Raw genomic sequence first — 18,906 nt, 5'->3', positions numbered from 1 at the left:
GGCCGGGTGGACCCGCGACTCGGGCGGCCCGGGGCGGTGGGGCCGGCCGGATCCCGGCGGTCCGTGCGCGCCGGGCGGGCGGGGAATGCCGCGCGGGCCCGGCTGTTGTACGGGGGGTGAGTGGGCTGAGCGGAGTGAGCGGAACGGGCGGCGCGGTGCGGTTCTCGGTACTGGACAGGTCCCGGGTCCGGGAGGGCGGGAGCGCCGCCGAGGCGTTGCGGGACACCGTGCGGCTGGCGCGGGAGGCGGAGGCACTGGGCTTCCACCGCTTCTGGGTGGCGGAGCACCACGGGGTGCCCGGGGTGGCGGGTTCGGCGCCGACGGTGCTGGCGGCGGCCGTGGCGGGGGCGACAGACCGGATCCGGGTGGGCACCGGCGGTGTGATGCTGCCGAACCACCGGCCGATGGTGGTGGCCGAGCAGTTCGGGGTGCTGGAGTCGCTGTTCCCGGGGCGGATCGACATGGGCCTGGGCCGCTCGGTGGGGTTCACCGACGGGGTGCGCAAGGCGCTGGGCCACGGCAAGGACGACGCGGCGGACTTCGCCGGGCTGCTCGACGAACTGCTCGGCTGGTTCACCGGCGACCGGGCGGCCCACCCGGGGGTGCGGGCCCGGCCGGCGGAGGGGCTGCGGGTGCCGCCCTTCGTGCTGGCGACGGGCGGGGGCGCGGACATCGCGGCGGCGGCCGGGCTGCCGCTGGTCGTCGGGGACCTGCGGGACCGGGAGCGGCTGTCGGCCGCGATCGGGCGCTACCGGGCCGGGTTCCGGCCCTCGGAGTGGGCGGCGGAGCCGTATGTCGTGGTGGCGGGCACCGTCGCGGTCGCCGGGACGGAGGAGGCGGCGGCCCGGCTGCTCGTGCCGGAGGCGTACGCCATGGCCCGGGCCCGGACGCGCGGCGCCTTTCCGCCGCTCGCCCCGGCCGGCCGGATCGCCGGGCTGCCGATGGGCGGCAAGGAGCGGGAGTTCTACGAGGCCGGACTGCGCGGCCATGTCCACGGCACCGAGGAGCAGGTGCGGGCCCGGCTGGCCGAGGTGGTCCGGGAGACCGGCGCGGACGAGATCCTGGTCACCACGAGCACCTACGACCGGGCCGCGCTGCTGGACTCGTACCGCCGGCTGGCCCGGCTCGCCGGTCTGACCGGCGCCCCCGCCCGGTCGGCGGCGTAGCACCCGGCCGGCCCGCCGGAGCGTGCTCCCGGGCGGCCGGAGGGCGGCTGGGACGGCGTCCACGGAACGACACGGCCCGGCAGGCGCGGTCCCGCGCGGGTGCGGGCGTCGCGCGGCGGGCGGCCCGGACCCGTGACGGCGGAGCCGGGCCCTTGCCGCCCCCGGACGAGACGGCGGAGCCGGGCCACCGCCGCCCGCGGGCGAGCGGTCACGGCCGTACGGCCACGGCGTCCACCTCGAACAGCATCCCCGGCAGGGCGAGCGAGGCCACCCCGCTCAGGGTCTGGGCCGGCAGCCGGTCGCCGAACCGGGCGTGCAGCGCCGTGCCGAGGACACGCAGCTTGTCGAGGTCGTGATCGACCACGAAGGTGCCGAGCCGGACCACGTGCTCGTAGCCGAGGCCGATGCCCTCCAGCGCCGAGCGCAGCCGGTCGAAGGCCAGCTCCACCTGGGCCGCGAAGTCACCGGGCACCGGGGCGCCGTCGGCGTCGGAGGCGTACTGGCCGCCGATGAAGACGAGTTCGCCGGGTGCGGAGACCGCGTGGCTGTAGCCGAACGGCGCCGGGTCGTGGAGGCCGGCCGGGTTGGTGATGTGTCGCTGGTCGTTCGTCATGACGGGACAACCTCTCGGTTTCGCGGGGTATTTCCTCATCGGGGTGCGAACCGCTCAGGCGGCGCCCGGCCGGGAGGTGCCGGCGGCCAGCGAGACCGCGAGGCCGCCGAGGACCGTACCCATCAGGTAGCGCTGGGCCCTGAGCCAGGGCGGGCTGCGGGAGAGAAAGGCGGCTGTGGCGCCGGCCGCGAGCACGATGGCGAGGCCGACGCCACCACGATCTGGACCGCTCCGAGCAGGAGCCCCTCCGAGCAGGAGCCCCTGGGCCAGGACGTGTCCCTCGCGCAGGTCGATGAACTGCGGAATGAGCGAGAGGCACCTGACGGCGGTCTTCGGATCGAGCGGATTCGTCATCAGTCCCCTCGTGAACAGCCCGCGCGGCGAGTCGTACGGGACGCGCCGGGTGATTCCGCTCGGACGGCGCCGGGGTGACCGGCGTCCCGCTCCGGGACCGGCGCCGCCGGCCGGGACCGGGGCTGTTCCCCGGGTCCGGCACGGCGGGCCGGGCCGGCCGGGCCCACCGTCCCGGCCCGGTCCGGGTCCCGGTCGGCGGTGGACGGTCGGCTCGGGCCCCGCCACGGACCGAACCGGCCGGACGTGCCTGCCCGGAGCGGTTCGCCACGGTACTCCCGGGCGATCATGCCGATCACCCGGGCCGCGGTCAGGGGGCCGGGATGTAGGCCAGGCCGTGGGCGCCCGACTCCCCCTCGTGCTCGACCTCCAGGGTCGTGACCACCCGGGCCTCGGCCAGGTCCACCACGGTCACCGTGCTGTCCAGGATGGCGGCGACATAGCCGTACCGGCCGTCCGGCGAGGAGGTGATGGTGAGCGGGAAGGCGCCCACCGGGACCCGGCCGAGCGGCTCGCCCTCGGTGTCGTGGATGTGCAGTGTCCCGGGCTGCTGGGTGCCGAGGGAGGCACCGTCCGACCCGGCGGAGACCCGGAGTTCGCCCGCCAGCAGCAGCCCCTGGGAGGTGGTGTGCACCGGGAAGACCACGTTATCGGTGGAGAGCGTGCGCACGGTCCGGCCGGTCGCCGTGGAGATGATCCGCACACCGGCCCCGGGCACCGTGCCGGGGTGGTAGTCCCCCTTGGGCGCGGCGACGTACACGTACCGGCCGTCCGGCGAGACGGCGATGCCCTCGCTGCCCGGGACCTCGATCGGTTCCAGCGCCTCGCCGGTCTCCATGTCCACCACGGAGACGAAGGGCGCCTCCTTGTTGGCGGAGTAGGCCCGGCGGCCGTCCGGGGTGAGGGCGAACCAGTGGGGTCCGGGCGCGTGCACCGGGACCCGCCGGACCCGCTCGCGGGTGGTGGCGTCCAGGGCGACCAGGCCGCCGGTCTCCTCCTCGGTGGCCTCGACACTCACCCAGATCAGGTCCCGGACCGGGTCCAGCAGGATGTCGTGCGGGGCGTGGTCGGGGGCGAGGTCCACGGATTCGACGATCCGGCGGGTGTCCGGGTCGATCACCACGAGCTCCCGGGCCCGGCCGGCGTTCGCGTGGTAGTAGCCGGAGTGGTAGGTGATGCTGGCGTAGAGCAGCCGCCGGGCCGGGTCGAAGAACAGCTCGTGCGGCTGGCTGGGCAGCGGCAGCACGTCCAGCCGTTCGTGGCTGAGCGCGTCGAAGAAGGTGACGGTGGAGCCGCCCTGGCTCACCACCGCGAGCATGTCCCCGGTACGCGGGGAAGCGGCGCCGGCGGCCGGGGGGCGGGGGGCGTCCTGGGGGTGACGTGCGTTGTCGGTCATGGCGAACAGCCTGCGGGGACCCGGATGTTGACTCCAGTGCAAGGTACGCAAGGATGGGTTGCGCCAAGCGTAAACGAGCTGGTCGGCGGCGATGCCGGCCGACTTCCCCGTGATCGGAGTCACACCGTGGAATCGCCTGTCCGGCTGCCCCCCGAACCGCCGTCCCCGGCTGCCCTCGATCTGAATCTGCTGGTCGCCCTGGACGCGCTGCTGGAGGAGGAGAGCGTCACCGGGGCCGCCGCCCGGCTGCGGCTGTCCGCGCCCGCCGTGAGCCGCACTCTCGGACGGATCCGGACCGTCCTGGGCGATCCCGTCCTGGTCCGGGCCGGCCGGGGGCTGGTGCCCACCCCGTACGCCGTGGAACTGCGCCCCCGGGTCCGCGCCCTGGTGGAGCAGGCCGTGGCGGTGCTGGCGCCGCAGCCGGCCGCCGACCCCGCCGAACTGACCCGGCGATTCGCGCTCCAGGCCAACGACATGGTCCTGGCCTCCTTCGCGGCCCGGCTGACGGCGGCCGTCGCGCGCCAGGCGCCCGGTGTCACCCTGCGCTTCCTGCCGGAGGCGGTGGAGGAGACCCCGGCGCTGCGGGACGGCCGTCTCGATCTGGAGCTCGGGGTGATCGCCCGGTCCGAGCCGGAGATCCTGGTGGAGCCGCTCGGCGGGATGCGGCTGCTCGGAGTGGTCCGGCCCGGGCATCCGCTGCTGGACGCGGTCGGACGGGGGAAGCGCGCCGGGGCGCGGGCCTTCGCCGCGGCCGATCACATCGGGGTGTCCCGGAAGGGCCGGGTGCGCGGCCCGGTGGACGAGCGACTGGCCGAACTGGGCCTGCGGCGGCGGGTGGTGGCGGTGCTGCCGAGCTACACCGCCGCGCTGTTCCTGTGCCGGGAGACCGATCTGGTGTGCCTCGCCCCGGCCGGTACCGCCGGGCACGGTCCGGCGGCGCTGGGGCTGCGCACCTTCGAGGTCCCGCTGCCACTGCCGTCCCTGGAGATCTCCATGGCCTGGCACCCGCGCGACGACGCCGACCCGGGCCACCGGTGGCTGCGGGACCGGGTCCGGGAGGCCTGGCAACCGGAACCGGACACCGCCGGGTGACGGTACGCCTCCGGGGCCGGCCGTGTCCCGGGGCCGCCGCGCCTCGGTGCCTGCCGGGTGACGGGACGCCTCATCCCCCGGCCCGGCCGGTGACGGTACGCGTGCGGGCCCGCCGGAGCCGCCGCGCCCCGGTGCCCGGCGGGTGACGGTACGCCTCCGGGGCGGCCGGCTCCCGGGGCCGCCCCGCCGACCTGCGGGGACAGCCGCTCCGGCCGCCGCTCCCCCGGCGGGCCCGGCCGGGGCGGCGAGCCTAGACTCGACCGCATGTCTGGCCCTCATGATCCTTTCGTTCGGGTCCGCGGCGCCCGGGAGCACAATCTGCGCGGGGTCGACGTGGACGTACCGCGTGACACCCTCACCGTGTTCACCGGCGTCTCCGGCTCCGGGAAGTCCTCGCTCGCCTTCGGCACCCTCTACGCGGAGGCCCAGCGGCGGTACTTCGAGTCGGTGGCGCCCTATGCCCGGCGGCTGATCCACCAGGTGGGGGCGCCCGAGGTGGGCGAGGTGACCGGGCTGCCGCCCGCCGTCTCGCTGGAGCAGCGGCGCTCGGCACCGACCTCCCGCTCCTCGGTGGGGACGGTCACCACGCTCTCCAACTCACTGCGGATGCTCTACTCCCGGGCCGGCGACTACCCGCCGGGGGCCGAGCGGCTGGACTCGGACGCCTTCTCGCCGAACACCGCCGCCGGGGCGTGCCCGGAGTGCCACGGCCTGGGCCGGACGCACCGCACCTCGGAGGAGCTGCTGGTGCCGGATCCGGGGCTGTCGATCCGGGAGGGCGCCATCGCCGCCTGGCCGGGCGCCTGGCAGGGCAAGAACCTCCGCGACGTGCTGGACGCGCTCGGGTACGACGTGGACCGGCCGTGGCGGGAGCTGCCGGCGAAGGACCGGGAGTGGATCCTCTTCACCGACGAGCAGCCGGTGGTGACGGTCCACCCGGTGCGGGAGGCGGGCCGGATCCAGCGGCCGTACCAGGGGACGTACACCGGCGCCCGGCGGTATGTGCTGCGTACCTTCGCGGAGTCGAGGAGCCCGGCGCTGCGGGCCCGGGCCGAGCGGTTTCTGACCAGCGCGGACTGCCCGGTGTGCGGCGGGCGGCGGCTGCGTCCGGAGGCGCTGGCGGTGACGGTCTCCGGCCGGAGCATCGCGGAGCTGGCCGCGCTGCCGCTGACCGAGCTGGCGGAGGTGCTGGAGGCGGCCGGCGGCGACGGGACCGCCCGGGTGCTCACCGCCGACCTGACGGCCCGGATCGCCACCGTGACCGAGTTGGGGCTCGGCTATCTGAGTCTGGACCGCGCCACACCGACGCTCTCCAACGGGGAGCTCCAGCGGCTCCGGCTCGCCACCCAGCTGCGGTCCGGGCTGTTCGGCGTGGTGTATGTGCTGGACGAGCCGTCGGCGGGGCTGCACCCGGCCGACACCGAGGCGCTGCTGGTGATGCTGGACCGGCTGAAGAGCGCGGGCAACTCGGTCTTCGTGGTGGAACACCATCTGGACGTGGTCCGGCACGCGGACTGGCTGGTGGACGTGGGGCCGGGCGCGGGCCGGCATGGCGGCCGGGTGCTGCACAGCGGTCCGCCGGCCGGTCTCGCGGACGTGGCCGAGTCGGTGACCCGCCGGTTCCTGTTCCCGGACGGGACCGCGGATGCCCGGGACGGGGTGTCCGCCGGCCCGGTCCCGGCGGACGGCGGACCGGACGGGACGGCGGATGCCCGGCCGGACCGGAACCCGGTGCGGGAGCCCTCGGGGTGGCTGGAGCTCGGGCCGGTCACCCGGCACAATCTGCGCGGGCTGCGGGCCCGGCTGCCGCTCGGCGCGCTCACCGCGGTGACCGGGGTGTCCGGCTCCGGCAAGTCCACCCTGGTCGGTGAGGTGACGGCCGAACTGCCGGGCGTGGGGCGTCTGGTGACGGTGGATCAGCGGCCGATCGGCCGGACGCCCCGGTCCAACCTGGCCACCTACACCGGCCTGTTCGACGTGGTGCGCAAGCTGTTCGCGGAGACCGACGAGGCGCGGGCGCGCGGCTGGCGGGCGGGGCGGTTCTCGTTCAATGTAGCGGGCGGCCGGTGCGAGACCTGCCAGGGCGAGGGGTTCGTCGCGGTGGAACTGCTCTTCCTGCCCACCACGTACGCGCCCTGCCCGGAGTGCGGGGGCGCGCGGTACGACGCCGGGACGCTGGAGGTGCGGTACGCCGGGCTGACCGTGGCCGAGGTGCTGGACCTGACGGTGGAGGCGGCGGCGGAGTTCTTCGCGGCGGTGCCGGCCGCCGCGCGGCCGCTGCGCACCCTGCTGGACGTGGGGCTCGGCTATCTCCGGCTGGGCCAGCCGGCGACGGAGCTGTCGGGCGGCGAGGCCCAGCGCGTCAAGCTGGCCGCCGAGCTCCAGCGGCCGCGCCGGGGGCACACCCTCTATGTGCTGGACGAGCCGACGACCGGGCTGCATCCGGCCGATGTGGAGGTGCTGATGCGCCAGTTGCACGGGCTGGTGGCGGGCGGCCACACGGTGGTGGTCGTGGAGCACGACATGAGCGTGGTGGCCGGCGCCGACTGGGTGGTGGACCTGGGTCCGGGCGGCGGTGACGCGGGCGGCCGGATCGTGGCCGCCGGTACCCCCGCCGAGGTGGCGGGGGCAGCGGAGAGCCGTACCGCGCCCTATCTGGCGCGGGTGCTGGCCGGGGACCGGCCGCCCGCCGGTTCCTGAGCCGGCGGGCGGCCGGGAGCCGGGGTCAGGCGGCCCGGTCGAAGGTGTAGTAGCGGGTGTGGTCGAGCATGTCGGCCGGGGTGACGTCGTTCCACGGCCGCATGGTCTCGTTCAGGTCCACCACATTGGTGGTCCCGGCGGCGGGCAGGTAGCGGGAGTTGGGGTGGCGCGCCTGCCAGTCGGCCCAGAGCTTGTCCACGAAGGCGTGGTGCAGCCAGAAGACCGGGTCGTTGGGCGAGACCCCGGTGGCCATCTGACCGCCGACCCAGACATGGACGCGGTTGTGGAGGTTGACGCCCCGCCAGCCCTCCAGGTGGTTGCGGAAGCCGTCCGAGAGGCTGTTCCAGGGCGCCATGTCGTACGTCTCCATGGCGAGGACCGAGTCGGCCTCGGCCCGGGTGGGCAGCTGCCGGCCGCCCGCGCCCAGGTCGCGGCGGAGGAAGGAGCGGCCGTCGACCCGGACGTTGATCGGCCAGCGGTTGCCGGAGGCGGCGAACGGGCCGTCCATCACCTGGCCGTCCCGGCTGCGGCCGGTGCCGCCGAGGAAGTCCGGCGCCCAGAGCGAGGCGGCGGGGGTGCGGTCGGCCGTCCAGTCCCAGTAGGGCAGGGTCACGGTGGAGTCCACCGACTGGAGCGCCTGCTCGAACTGGATGAGGAACCTGCGGTGCCAGGGCAGGAAGGACGGGGAGCGGTGGCCGACGCGGTCGCCGTTGTCGGTGTCGCTCATGATGAAGGCGTTGTGCGTGGTGACGAAGGTGTCGTACTGCCCCGAGCGCTTGAGTTCGAGCAGCGCGTCGACGAAGCGGCGCTTCTCGGCGGCGGTGAGCTGGGCCTGGTTCTTGCGTACGGTCATGGTGGTCCGGCTCCGGTTCAGACGAGGGTCAGCGGGACGAGCGGGGCGCCCTGGAGCTCGCGGACGGCCGCACGGGCCGTGGCGAGCGGGGTGGCGAGCGGCTCGTAGTGGTTGATCACACTGATCCAGGTGCCGTCGGCGTTCCGCATCACATGCAGTTCCTCGCCGTCGATCCGCACCGTGTAGCCGGTGGAGTGGCCCCCGCCGTGGCCGCCGTGGCCCCCGTGCCCGTCGGTGGGGCCGCCCTGTATGTGGCGGCCCTCGTACATCTCGTCGAAGGGCGCGGGGTCGGCGGGCGCCTTCCCGGAGTTTCCGGTGTGTCCCGCGTGTCCGGTGTGGTCGGCTCCCCCTGCCGTACCGGCGGTCCGGGCCACGGCGGTGCCGGTGACGGCGAGCCCCGCGACGGCTCCGGCGGCGACGCCGAGAGCGCGGCGGCGCGTGATTCTGGACATGACTGTCCCCCCAAGTGGTGATGGTGTGGATGCCAGGGGCCTGGTCAGTTGCCCCTGGCATCGCCCATATGTACTGGGGAGAGGTGAACGGGCGAAATCACCGGGAGGGGGTTGGCCGCGAAGCGGACAACCGGCCATATGAAGTGCAGGCTTGAACAAAGTTGATCTTGCTGTTGGAACGCGACGTTCCGCCTCCGCACGAAATTTTCCCGAGACATGTGACAGTCGTGTGAAATTTTTTGCGTTTCGATGACCTTGGCGTGTTGCCGCTCACACCAACGAATCGGCCGGAAATCGCTCATGAGAATCCCGGCATTTCGCCCACCCCGTCGTCTTGGCGGTCTCAGCGGCGCGCCTTGCGGGCCGCCCGCAGCCACTCCTTGTTCATCGCGGCGATCGACGGCAGCGGGATGCCCTTGGGGCAGGCCGTGGCGCACTCCCCCGCCAGGGTGCAGCCGCCGAAGCCCTCGGCGTCCATTGCGGCCACCATGTCCAGCACCCGGGTCTCCCGCTCGGGCACGCCCTGCGGGAGCACACGGAGATGGTTGATCTTGGCGGAGGTGAAGAGCATCGCCGCGCCGTTGGGACAGGCGGCGACGCAGGCGCCGCAGCCGATGCACTCGGCGTGCTCGAAGGCGGAGTCGGCGTCGGCCTTGGGCACCGGAGTGGCGTGCGCCTCCGGGGCGGAGCCGGTCGGGGCGCTGACATAGCCGCCGGCCTGGATGATCCGGTCGAAGGCCGACCGGTCCACCACCAGGTCCCGGACCACCGGGAAGGCCGACGCCCGCCAGGGTTCCACGTCGATGGTGTCGCCGTCCCGGAAGGAGCGCATGTGCAGCTGGCAGCTGGTGGTGCGCTCGGGGCCGTGCGCCTCGCCGTTGATGACCAGACCGCACGCCCCGCAGATGCCCTCCCGGCAGTCGTGGTCGAAGGCGACCGGCTCCTCGCCGCCGAGGATCAGCGCCTCGTTGAGGGTGTCGAGCATCTCCAGGAACGACATGTCCGGCGAGATGTCCTCCACCTCGTAGGTGGCCATGGCACCGGGGGCGTCCGCGCCCGGCTGGCGCCAGACGCGCAGGGTGAGCCTCATGCGTAGCTCCGCTGGGTGGGGTGGACGTACTCGAAGACCAGGTCTTCGCGGTGCAGCACGGGCGGGACGCCGGTGCCGGTGAACTCCCAGGCGGCGGCGTACGAGAAGGACGCGTCGTCGCGGGCCGCCTCGCCGTCCGGTGTCTGGGACTCCTCGCGGAAGTGGCCGCCGCAGGACTCGGTGCGGTGCAGCGCGTCGAGGCACATCAGCTCGGCCAGCTCCAGATAGTCGACGACCCGGTTGGCCTTCTCCAGCGACTGGTTGAGGGCGTCCCCGGTGCCCGGCACCCGGATCCGGCGCCAGAACTCCGCCCGGAGCTCCGGGATGCGTGCCAGCGCCGTGCGCAACCCCGCCTCGGAGCGGGCCATTCCGCAGTACTCCCACATCAACTCGCCCAGTTCGCGGTGGAAGGAGTCCGGGGTACGGTCCCCGCCGACCGCCAGCAGCCGGGCCAGCCGCTCCTCGGTGACGGTCACCGCCTCCCGCACGGCCGGGTGGTCCGGGGCGGGCGGCTCGGCGCGCGGAGCCCGGGCCAGATAGTCGTTGAGGGTGGCCGGCAGCACGAAGTAGCCGTCGGCGAGCCCCTGCATCAGCGCGGAGGCGCCCAGCCGGTTGGCGCCGTGGTCGGAGAAGTTGGCCTCCCCGACCGCGAACAGCCCCGGCACGGTGGTGCGGAGGTCGTAGTCCACCCAGAGCCCGCCCATGGTGTAGTGGACGGCCGGGTAGATCCGCATCGGCACCCGGTACGGGTCCTCGGCGGTGATCCGCTCGTACATCTCGAAGAGGTTGCCGTACCTCCGCTCCACCGCCGGCCGGCCCATCCGCCGGACGGCGTCCGCGAAGTCCAGGTAGACGCCCTGGCCGCCGGGGCCGACGCCGCGCCCCTCGTCGCAGACGTTCTTGGCGGCCCGGGAGGCGATGTCGCGCGGCACCAGATTGCCGAAGGAGGGGTAGATCCGCTCCAGGTAGTAGTCGCGCTCGTCCTCCGGGATGTCCGCCGGGGCCCGGTCGTCACCGGGCGCCTTCGGCACCCAGATGCGGCCGTCGTTGCGGAGCGACTCGCTCATCAGGGTCAGCTTGGACTGGTGGTCGCCGGTGCGCGGGATGCAGGTGGGATGGATCTGGGTGAAGCAGGGGTTGGCGAACCAGGCACCGCGCCGGTGCGCCCGCCAGACGGCGGTGGCGTTGGAGTTCATGGCGTTGGTGGAGAGGTGGAAGACATTGCCGTAGCCGCCGGTGGCGAGCACCACCGCGTCCCCGAAGTGGGTGGAGATCTCCCCGGTGACCAGGTTCCGGGCGACGATGCCCCGGGCCCGTCCGTCCGCCACGATCAGGTCCAGCATCTCGGTGCGCGGGTGCATCTCCACCCGGCCCGCCGCGATCTGCCGGGAGAGCGCCTGGTAGGCGCCGAGCAGCAGTTGCTGGCCGGTCTGGCCCCGGGCGTAGAAGGTGCGGGAGACCTGGACGCCGCCGAAGGAGCGGGTGTCGAGCAGCCCGCCGTACTCCCGCGCGAAGGGCACACCCTGGGCGACGCACTGGTCGATGATCTGCACCGAGATCTGCGCCAGCCGGTGCACATTGGACTCCCGGGCGCGGAAGTCGCCGCCCTTGACGGTGTCGTAGAAGAGCCGGTGCACCGAGTCGCCGTCGTTGCGGTAGTTCTTGGCGGCGTTGATGCCGCCCTGGGCGGCGATCGAGTGGGCCCGGCGGGGCGAGTCCTGATAGCAGAACTGGACCACCCGGTAGCCCTGTTCGGCCAGTGTCGCCCCGGCCGAGCCGCCGGCCAGACCGGTGCCGACGACCAGCACGGTGTGTTTGCGGCGGTTGGCCGGGCTGACCAGCCTCGCCTCGAAGCGGCGGCGGTCCCAGCGCTCGGCGATCGGCCCGTCCGGCGCCCGGGTGTCACCGAGCGGTTCGCCCGTGCGGTAACCGGTGAAGTCGATCCCGTCGGGGCGGTGGTCGGTGAAGTCCGGGAGGACGTCGGGGCGTTCGGGCCGGCGGTCGGTGGGGGCGGGTCGGTCGGGGGCGTTCATCAGCTGACCACTCCGGTCATGACGGCGACGGGTACGGAGACGAAACCGGCGGTCAGCACCAGTGCCAGCCCGTTGGCGAGCACCTTGAGCGTCCGGTCGCGGGCGGCGTTGCCGGCGCCGAGGGTCTGGGCGGCGCTCCAGAAGCCGTGCCGGACGTGCAGCCCGACGGCGAGCATGGCGACCAGATAGATGACATCGCCGTACCAGGTGGAGAAGGTCGCCACCACGTTCTCGTACGGATGCCCCTCCTGGCCGCGCGGGTTGACGGTCAGCGTCGTCAGGTCGAGCAGGTGCCAGACGATGAACAGCGCCAGGATCACCCCGCCCCAGCGCATGGTGCGGGTGGCGTAGCTCGTCCGGCGCCGCCGGTGGACGTACCGGACGGGACGGGCGCGCAGATCGCGGCGGCTGAGCTGGTACGCCGAGACACCGTGCGCCAGCACCGCCGCGAGTAGCGCCACCCGGACCAGCCAGAGCGCCCACTTCTCGTGGAGCACGGGGCCGCCCATGGTGCGCAGCCAGTGGCCGTAGGCGTTGAACTCCTCCGGCCCGAAGAAGATCTTGAGGTTGCCCATCACATGGGCGACGAGGTAGCCGAGCATGATCAGCCCGCTGACGGCCATGACCGCTTTCTTGCCGACGGTCGAAGCCCAGAAGACGCGCACGAGGGACGGATGACGGTCCGTCCGCGTTGCCAGAGCCATGACGGCCACGCTAGGCCCGGCGCCCCCGAGTGGTCCAAGACATGGACCGGCTGATCCCGATAGGCAGAGCCTATGAGAAGATCGTCCCGTGCAGTTCCAGCAGCTCCGCTACTTCGTGGCCGTCGCCGAGACCCGGCACTTCACCCGCGCCGCCGAGCGCGTCCATGTCGCGCAGCCGTCGCTGTCGCAGCAGATCCGGGCGCTGGAGCGGGAGCTGGGGGCCGAGCTGTTCCGCCGGGCCCCGGGCAATGTGACGCTCACCGACGCGGGCGAGGCACTGCTGCCGCTGGCCCGGCGGATCCTGGCGGACGCCGACACCGCCCGCCACGAGGTGCAGGAGCTGGCCCAGCTGCGGCGCGGACGGGTGCGGCTCGGAGCGACGCCCAGCCTCTGCACCGGGCTGCTGCCCGAGGTGCTGCGGGCCTTCCACGAACTGCACCCGGGCATCCAGCTCCTCGTCCAGGAGAGCGGCTCGCACGACTTGGTGCGGGAGCTGGCGCGCGGGGCGCTCGACCTGGCGCTGGTGGTGCTGCCGCTGCCCGCGCCGGTGCCCGCGCTGACCACCGTGGAGCTGCTCCGGGAGGACCTGGTGGTGGTCTCGTCGGCCGCCGCCCCGGCGCCCCGCCGGCCGGTGCGGATCGCGGACCTCCAGGGGCAGCCGCTGGTGATGTTCCGGCACGGCTACGACCTCCGGGAGCTGACCGTCGCCGCCTGCCGGGCGGCCGGTTTCGAACCCTCCTTCACGGTGGAGGGCGGCGAACTGGACGCGGTGCTGGGCTTCGTACGCGCCGGGCTCGGGATGGCCGTGGTCCCGGGCATGGTGGCCGCCCGGGCCGGCCGGGACCTCCGGGTCACCGCGCTGGCCCGCCCCGGACTGCGCCGTACCATCGCGCTGGCCCACCGCAGCGACGTGGCCCCGCCCCGCGCCGCCCGGGAGCTCCGCCGGGTGCTGCTCGGCTCCCCGCTGCTGCGCACCCGGCACGACGGGGGCGAGCCGGGGCCGGGAGCGGAGCCGGCCGGAGGGTGAGCCGGGCGGCACCGGGCCGGTCCGCCGTACCGCGCCGGGAGCCGCCGTACATCCGGAGGACCGTACCGCCGCTCCCTGACCCCCTGGGCCCGCCGGGCGGCACCGGTCCCTCAGACCGCGTCGGAGAGGGCCAGGGAGTGGATCCGGTCCGGGGCCCCGGGGCGGGCGTAGTACCAGCCCTGGGCGGTGTCGCAGCCGATCCGGCGGAGCTGCTCCGCCTGGGCGCCGGTCTCCACTCCCTCCACGGTGACGGCCAGCTCCAGGCTGTGGGCCAGCGAGACGATGCCCTCCACGATCTTCAGGTCCACCGGGTCGGCCGGCTCGGTCTGCATGCCCCGGGTGAAGGAACGGTCCAGCTTGAGCACGCTCACCGGCAGCCGGCGGAGGTTCGCCAGGTTGGAGTAGCCGGTGCCGAAGTCGTCCAGGGCGATGTCCACACCCATCTCCGCGAGCTGGCGCAGCGGCTTGAGCAGGTCGTCGTCGGCGCCGATCAGCGCGGACTCGGTGACCTCCAGGCAGAGCGCGCCCGGTTCCAGGCCGGAGCGCTCCAGCACGTCCACGGTGTCCGCGACCAGGCCCGGGTGGTGGAGCTGGGTCGGGGACAGGTTGACGTTGATCCGCAGCGGCCCGCCGTCCGCGTGGCGGCTGCTCCAGAACCGGGCCTGGCGCACCGCCTCCTGGAGCACCCAGCGGCCGAGCGGCACGATCAGCCCGGTGTGCTCGGCGAGCGGGATGAACCGGTCGGGGCCGAGCACCCCGTGCTGCGGGTGGCACCAGCGCACCAGCGCCTCGGCGCCGTGCACGCTGCCGTCCCCGAGGTGCACCAGCGGCTGGTACTCGATGAAGAACTCGCCCCGGTCCAGCGCGGCGGGCAGCGCGTTGGTGAGCCCGTGCCGGGTGATGGCGCGGGCGTCCGCCTCGGGGTCGGCCCGCTCGAAGCGGTTCCCGCCGGCCGCCTTGGCCCGGTACATGGTGATGTCGGCGCTGCGCAGCACCTCGGCCGAGCCGCGCTCGCCGGCCGGGCCCTCGACGATGCCGATGCTGCCCCGTACGGTCAGTTCGCGGCCGTCCAGCCGGATCGGCACGGCCAGCGCGGCCAGGATCCGGTGGGCCAGCTCCTCCACGGCGCGGGCGGTGCCGGGCCCGGTGGTGAGCGCCACGAACTCGTCGCCGCCCAGCCGGGCGACCATCTCGCCGGGCGCGGTGGCGCAGCTCTGCAGCCGGTCGGCCACCTCCACGAGGAGCCGGTCGCCGGCCGAGTGGCCCAGGCTGTCGTTGATCGCCTTGAAGCCGTCCAGATCCAGGTAGCAGAGGCCGAACCGGGCGTCCTCACCGGCCGCGAGCGCCTTGTCGAGACGCTCGAAGAAGAGCGTCCGGTTGGGCAGCCCGGTGAGCGCGTCGTGGGTGGCCTCGTACCGCAGCCGCAGATTGAGCAGCCGCCGCTCGGTGGTGTCCTCCATCAGCGCCAGCTGGTACTGCGGGTTGCCGTCGGTGTCCCGGAGCAGGGAGACCGTCAGATTGGTCCAGAGCACGGTGCCGTCGCCCCGGTAGAAGGGCTTCTCGACCCGGTAGTGCTCGCGCTCGCCGCGCACCAGCTCCTCGTAGAGCCGCCAGACGTGCGGGGCGTCCTCGGGGTGGCCCCACTCGCTGACCCTGTGGCCGCGCAGATGGTGCTCCAGGCCGCCGAACATCCGGGTGAGGGTGTCGTTGACCTCCAGGATGGTGCCGTCGAGCGCGGCGATGCCGATCCCGATGGCGGCGCCGTCGAAGACCGCCCGGAACCGGGCCTCGGTGGCGTGCAGCGCCTGCTCGGCCGAGCTGCGGGCGGTCAGCGCGGAGCGGGCGATCGCCTCCTGCTCGGTCCGGGTGCGCTCGCGCAGCGCCCGGGCGAATCCGGCGGCCAGCGCGTGCTGGAGCCGCGAGCAGCGGGCCCGCAGCTCCTCGGGGACGGCCCGCTCGCCGCCGCCGCAGTAGAGGACGAGGTAGGACTCGATCACCCCGAGGGTGCGGCTGAGGGCGTCCGGGTCGGTGCAGTGGGCCGCCACCAGCGCCTCCCCGGCGCGCTGGGCGGCCCCCGGGTCGAAGGGCAGGGCGTGCAGGGCGCCGCGCAGCTCCCGGGCGAGCGGCAGCAGATGCCGTTCGAATTCCGGGCGGGTCATGGAGGTGGCCGTGACGGGAAAGATCGCCCGGCTCCAGATGGTGGCGAACCGGCGGAGTCTGTCCTCGGGGCCGTCCGGCTCCGCGGGCTCCCCGGACGCCGCGGGCAGGCCGGGGCCGGGATCGTGGGGCGGCACGCTCACGCCTTGCGCCCCACCCCGGCGAAGCCCGAGAAGGCGTAGGGATCCTCCAGCTCGACGGGGCCCTCGGGCCGCCAGCGCGCCAGATTGACCACCCCCGGCTCGACCAGTTCGAAACCGTCGAAGAACCGGGTCACCTCCTCCCGGGAGCGCATCACCAGCGGATTGCGGATCTCCCGGTAGACGCCGACGGTGCCGCCGGCCTGCTCCTCGGTGAGCGGGATGCCCTCGTACGAGGCGTGGGTGAGGATCAGCAGGCTGCCGGGGGCCAGCGCGTCCCGCAGCTCGGCCACCGCCCGGTGCGGTTCGTCCTGGTCCTCCAGGAAGTGGAGGACGGCGATCAGCAGCAGCGCCACCGGCCGGTCCAGGTCGAGCAGCTCCGTGGTCTCGGGCGCGGTCAGGACGGACCCGGGTTCGCGCAGATCGGCGGCGATCACCCCGGTGCGCTCGTCGTCCGCCAGTACGGCCCTGCTGTGCTCGACGGCGACCGGGTCGTGGTCGACGTAGACGACCCGGGCGTCCGGGGTGGCGGCCCTGGCGATCTCGTGGACATTGCCGAAGGTGGGGATGCCGGAGCCGATGTCCAGGAACTGGGTGACGCCCTCGGCGACGGCATGGCGCACCGCGCGGCGCATGAACGCCCGGTTGGACTGCATGACCTTGGGGAGCCCCGGCATGAACTCCATGGCCCGGCGTGCCGCTTCGCGGTCGACCTCGAAGTTGTGCGAGCCGCCCAGGTAGTAGTCGTAGATGCGGGCCACGCTCGGCACCGTGATGTCGATGCCGGGCGGGGCCCAGGCGGGACGCTCCATCGAAGACTCCACATTTCCACGGGAACACGGTGAGAACACGGGAAAACGGCCATGTTCGTGGCCGGTGTTCGAGCCGAGGCTACTGATCGCCCGCCGGGAGGGCGAGAGGAAACGGAGATTTGCGGTCCGTTCTTGGTCACACGCCGGTGGCACGTGCAACCGGCCCGCCGGTCACGCGGGCGCGTGAACCGGCGGGCCGGACTGACCGGAGCGGGTGGGGACACGGTGGACGCTCCGGCCGGTACCCGGGGAGGCGGCGGTCTCCGTCAGACGGGGAAACGGGCCCTGGGCGTACGGGACGGGGGCGGGGGGCTCCGCCGTACGCGGAGGCGGGGATCCGGCGTACGAGCGGGTGGGGCGGGGCTTCCGCCCATGGGCGGCCGGGCCGGCGCCGGAACCCCGGGCCGCTCGGGCTACTCGGCGGTCTTCACCAGCTTGCCCTGGGGGGAGACGGCGTACCAGGTGCCGCCCACGCCCTGCCCGTTGGTGTCACCGGCCTTCTTGTCCCCGGCGAAGGTGTAGAGCGGCCAGCAGTCGATGGTCTGCTGCTTGAGTCCGTCGGGGCGGTTGAAGGTCACGAAGCCCTTGGTGGTGATCCCCTCGGTGTCGTTCTTGCCGACCGGCTCGACGACCGGCCACTTCTTCAGGCAGTCGCCGGTGCAGGCGGTCTTCATCGGCCAGGCCGAGTCCTTCTGGAAGCGGTAGACCGTCATGCCGTTCTTGTCCACGACGATCTCGCCGAGTGCGGCGTCGTCCCGCACCGAGAGCCCGGCGAGATCCGCCGCCGCGCCGCCGCTCTCCTCGGCCGTACCCGCCCCGGCGCCGCCGGCGGCGTCCTCGGCCGAGCCTCCGGCGGGGGCCGCCTTCTTGCCGTCCGGCGCCGCCGCGTGCCAGGTGCCGCCCACGCCCTGGCCCTTGGCGTCGCCCGCCTTGGTGTCCTTGGCGTAGCGGTACATCGGCCAGCCGCCGATGGTCAGCTGCTCGGTGCCGTCGGCCCGGGTGACCTTGCCCAGCAGCGAGGTGTCCACCCCGGCCGGCGGCTTGGCGCCGTCGGCCGAGACGACCGGCCACGCCGTGGCGCACTCGCCCTCGCAGGCGGACTTCGGCGGCTTCGCGGTGTCCTTGTCGAAGCGGTAGAGCGTGAAGCCCTCGCTGTCGGTGACCACCTTGCCGAGTTCCTTGCTGTCCCAGACCGCCAGCTGTCCGGCCGACTTGGCGGTCGCCGCTCCCGCGCCGGCGCTCGTGTCCGAACCGTAGCCGTCCCCGTAGCCGCCCCGGGCGGGCGCCCCGGCCGGGGCCGCCGCCCCCACCGCCTGGGTGCCGCCGGCTCCGCCGCCGGCGTCCTGGCCACACGCCGTCGTCAGGGCGAGCACGGCGGCGGCGGTCACCGCGAGCGAGGCGTTGCGCCAGGTGTTCATGTCAACTCCCGTGGTACCGATGTCAGTTGCGTGTCCGGACGCCCCGTCGGCGTCGCTTCACGGCCCTAGGTACGGCGCCGGGGGCAGCCCGTGTTCAACCGGCCGCCGACTTTTTCCCGGCGGCCTTCGCCGGGCGGCGCCCCGGAGCGGCCCCGGCACCGCCGGGCAGTCGGCCGCGCGATGTCCCCGCACCGCCCGGGGGAACCGGCGGAGTGGCGCCCGGTGCCCCCGGGGAGCCGGCGGGGCGCTGCCCGGCGTCACCGGGGAGCCGGTGGAGCGGGGGCGCCGACCGTTCTGGGGCGGTACGGACACCGACGGAGGAACCGGTCGGTACGGACACGCCGCCGTCAAACACGGATCGCCCGAGAAACGCTCCATCAGGCGAATCCGGCCCGTTCCCGGGCCGCCCGACGGGCCGGTCGAACATGCTCGTCGGCGTGTCCGGAACGCGCGTCGCGCGGCTGCTGGCAGCCGCCACCCTCACCTGGCTGCTGGCCGCCCCGACGCAGGCGGCGCCCGACAGCTGCGCCATCGCCCACACCGGGCCCGGCGGACCGGGAACCACCGTGGCGGTGGCCGGCGCCGGAGGCTGCCGGCCACGGCCCACCCACCGGCCGACCCATCACCCCACCCACCGGCCGACCCACCCGTGCCCCACCCCGACACCGACGCCCACGCCGACCCCGACACCCACGCCCACACCGACCGTCACGCCCACTCCGACCGTCACGCCCACTCCGACCGCCACGCCCACTCCGACACCGACGCCCACAGCCACTCCGACCCCCACCCCGACCCCGCCCCCCACCCCCCCCCCCCCCCCCCCGCCCCCCCCGCCCCCCCCCCCGCCCCCGCCGCCTCCGCCGCCCGCCCTCCCCGTGCCCCCCGCCCGCCCGGCGGCC

At 74.3% G+C, this 18,906-nt stretch carries 15 protein-coding genes; 4 read left to right on the top strand and 11 right to left on the bottom strand.

The features are described 5' to 3' along the window. The first annotated feature begins 134 nt into the window (after positions 1-134). On the top strand, positions 135-1,166 hold the full coding sequence (locus NX801_RS03250; RefSeq protein WP_258785285.1) for an MsnO8 family LLM class oxidoreductase: 1,032 nt from the start codon (positions 135-137) through the stop codon (positions 1,164-1,166). Between the two features lie 208 nt (positions 1,167-1,374). Here the strand turns inward: NX801_RS03250 and NX801_RS03245 are convergent, their stop codons facing one another. From NX801_RS03245 to NX801_RS03235, 3 genes are all read right to left on the bottom strand, one after another. After that, the gene (locus NX801_RS03245; RefSeq protein ID WP_258785283.1) at positions 1,375-1,779 is read right to left on the bottom strand and encodes a RidA family protein; all 405 of its coding nucleotides are present in this window, start codon (positions 1,777-1,779) and stop codon (positions 1,375-1,377) included. Between the two features lie 54 nt (positions 1,780-1,833). Beyond that, entirely contained in the window at positions 1,834-2,133 is a 300-nt protein-coding gene (locus tag NX801_RS03240; RefSeq protein WP_258785282.1) for a hypothetical protein, read from the bottom strand. 307 nt (positions 2,134-2,440) lie between these two features. Then, complete coding sequence (locus NX801_RS03235) at positions 2,441-3,526, bottom strand: YncE family protein (RefSeq protein ID WP_258785280.1); 1,086 nt, start codon at positions 3,524-3,526, stop codon at positions 2,441-2,443. A 126-nt stretch (positions 3,527-3,652) separates the two neighbouring features. Between NX801_RS03235 and NX801_RS03230 the strand changes: the two genes are divergently transcribed. Together NX801_RS03230 and NX801_RS03225 are read left to right on the top strand one after the other, a co-directional pair. Continuing rightward, positions 3,653-4,618, top strand: a complete 966-nt coding sequence (locus NX801_RS03230; RefSeq protein ID WP_258785278.1) for a LysR family transcriptional regulator — start codon at positions 3,653-3,655, stop codon at positions 4,616-4,618. A 264-nt stretch (positions 4,619-4,882) separates the two neighbouring features. Then, a complete protein-coding gene (locus NX801_RS03225; protein ID WP_258785276.1) occupies positions 4,883-7,318 on the top strand; it encodes an excinuclease ABC subunit UvrA in 2,436 nt (811 codons plus the stop codon). Positions 7,319-7,343: 25 nt separating this feature from the next. Here the strand turns inward: NX801_RS03225 and melC2 are convergent, their stop codons facing one another. The 5 genes from melC2 to NX801_RS03200 form a co-directional block, all read right to left on the bottom strand. Further along, on the bottom strand, positions 7,344-8,171 hold the full coding sequence (gene melC2, locus NX801_RS03220) for a tyrosinase MelC2 (RefSeq protein ID WP_258785274.1): 828 nt from the start codon (positions 8,169-8,171) through the stop codon (positions 7,344-7,346). A 17-nt stretch (positions 8,172-8,188) separates the two neighbouring features. Further along, the gene (melC1, locus tag NX801_RS03215; protein ID WP_258785272.1) at positions 8,189-8,623 is read right to left on the bottom strand and encodes an apotyrosinase chaperone MelC1; all 435 of its coding nucleotides are present in this window, start codon (positions 8,621-8,623) and stop codon (positions 8,189-8,191) included. 343 nt (positions 8,624-8,966) lie between these two features. Further along, positions 8,967-9,713, bottom strand: a complete 747-nt coding sequence (locus NX801_RS03210) for a succinate dehydrogenase/fumarate reductase iron-sulfur subunit (protein ID WP_258785270.1) — start codon at positions 9,711-9,713, stop codon at positions 8,967-8,969. Beyond that, entirely contained in the window at positions 9,710-11,746 is a 2,037-nt protein-coding gene (locus tag NX801_RS03205) for a fumarate reductase/succinate dehydrogenase flavoprotein subunit (protein ID WP_258785267.1), read from the bottom strand. The genes NX801_RS03210 and NX801_RS03205 overlap by 4 nt, the downstream gene beginning before the upstream one ends. Continuing rightward, positions 11,746-12,450: a succinate dehydrogenase cytochrome b subunit gene (locus NX801_RS03200; RefSeq protein ID WP_258785266.1), complete on the bottom strand. Its 705-nt coding sequence runs from the start codon at positions 12,448-12,450 to the stop codon at positions 11,746-11,748. The genes NX801_RS03205 and NX801_RS03200 overlap by 1 nt, the downstream gene beginning before the upstream one ends. 88 nt (positions 12,451-12,538) lie before the next feature. Here NX801_RS03200 and NX801_RS03195 point away from each other — a divergent pair, with 88 nt between their 5' ends. Then, positions 12,539-13,477 carry a LysR family transcriptional regulator gene (locus NX801_RS03195; RefSeq protein WP_258785265.1) on the top strand — a complete coding sequence of 313 codons (939 nt, stop codon included), beginning with the start codon at positions 12,539-12,541 and terminating at the stop codon, positions 13,475-13,477. A 110-nt stretch (positions 13,478-13,587) separates the two neighbouring features. Here NX801_RS03195 and NX801_RS03190 read toward each other — a convergent pair whose 3' ends face one another. The 3 genes from NX801_RS03190 to NX801_RS03180 form a co-directional block, all read right to left on the bottom strand. Then, positions 13,588-15,744 carry a putative bifunctional diguanylate cyclase/phosphodiesterase gene (locus tag NX801_RS03190; RefSeq protein ID WP_258785643.1) on the bottom strand — a complete coding sequence of 719 codons (2,157 nt, stop codon included), beginning with the start codon at positions 15,742-15,744 and terminating at the stop codon, positions 13,588-13,590. 29 nt (positions 15,745-15,773) lie between these two features. Further along, on the bottom strand, positions 15,774-16,586 hold the full coding sequence (locus NX801_RS03185) for an SAM-dependent methyltransferase (protein ID WP_258785264.1): 813 nt from the start codon (positions 16,584-16,586) through the stop codon (positions 15,774-15,776). 413 nt (positions 16,587-16,999) lie between these two features. Then, positions 17,000-18,004 carry an SCO0930 family lipoprotein gene (locus tag NX801_RS03180; protein WP_258785262.1) on the bottom strand — a complete coding sequence of 335 codons (1,005 nt, stop codon included), beginning with the start codon at positions 18,002-18,004 and terminating at the stop codon, positions 17,000-17,002. Positions 18,005-18,906: the final 902 nt, after the last annotated feature.

The sequence above is a fragment of the Streptomyces pyxinae genome, assembly GCF_024756275.1.
GTDB lineage: Bacteria > Actinomycetota > Actinomycetes > Streptomycetales > Streptomycetaceae > Streptomyces > Streptomyces pyxinae.
The sequence above is the reverse complement of the archived record's forward strand: the minus strand, read 5'-3'. Positions and strand labels throughout refer to the sequence as shown.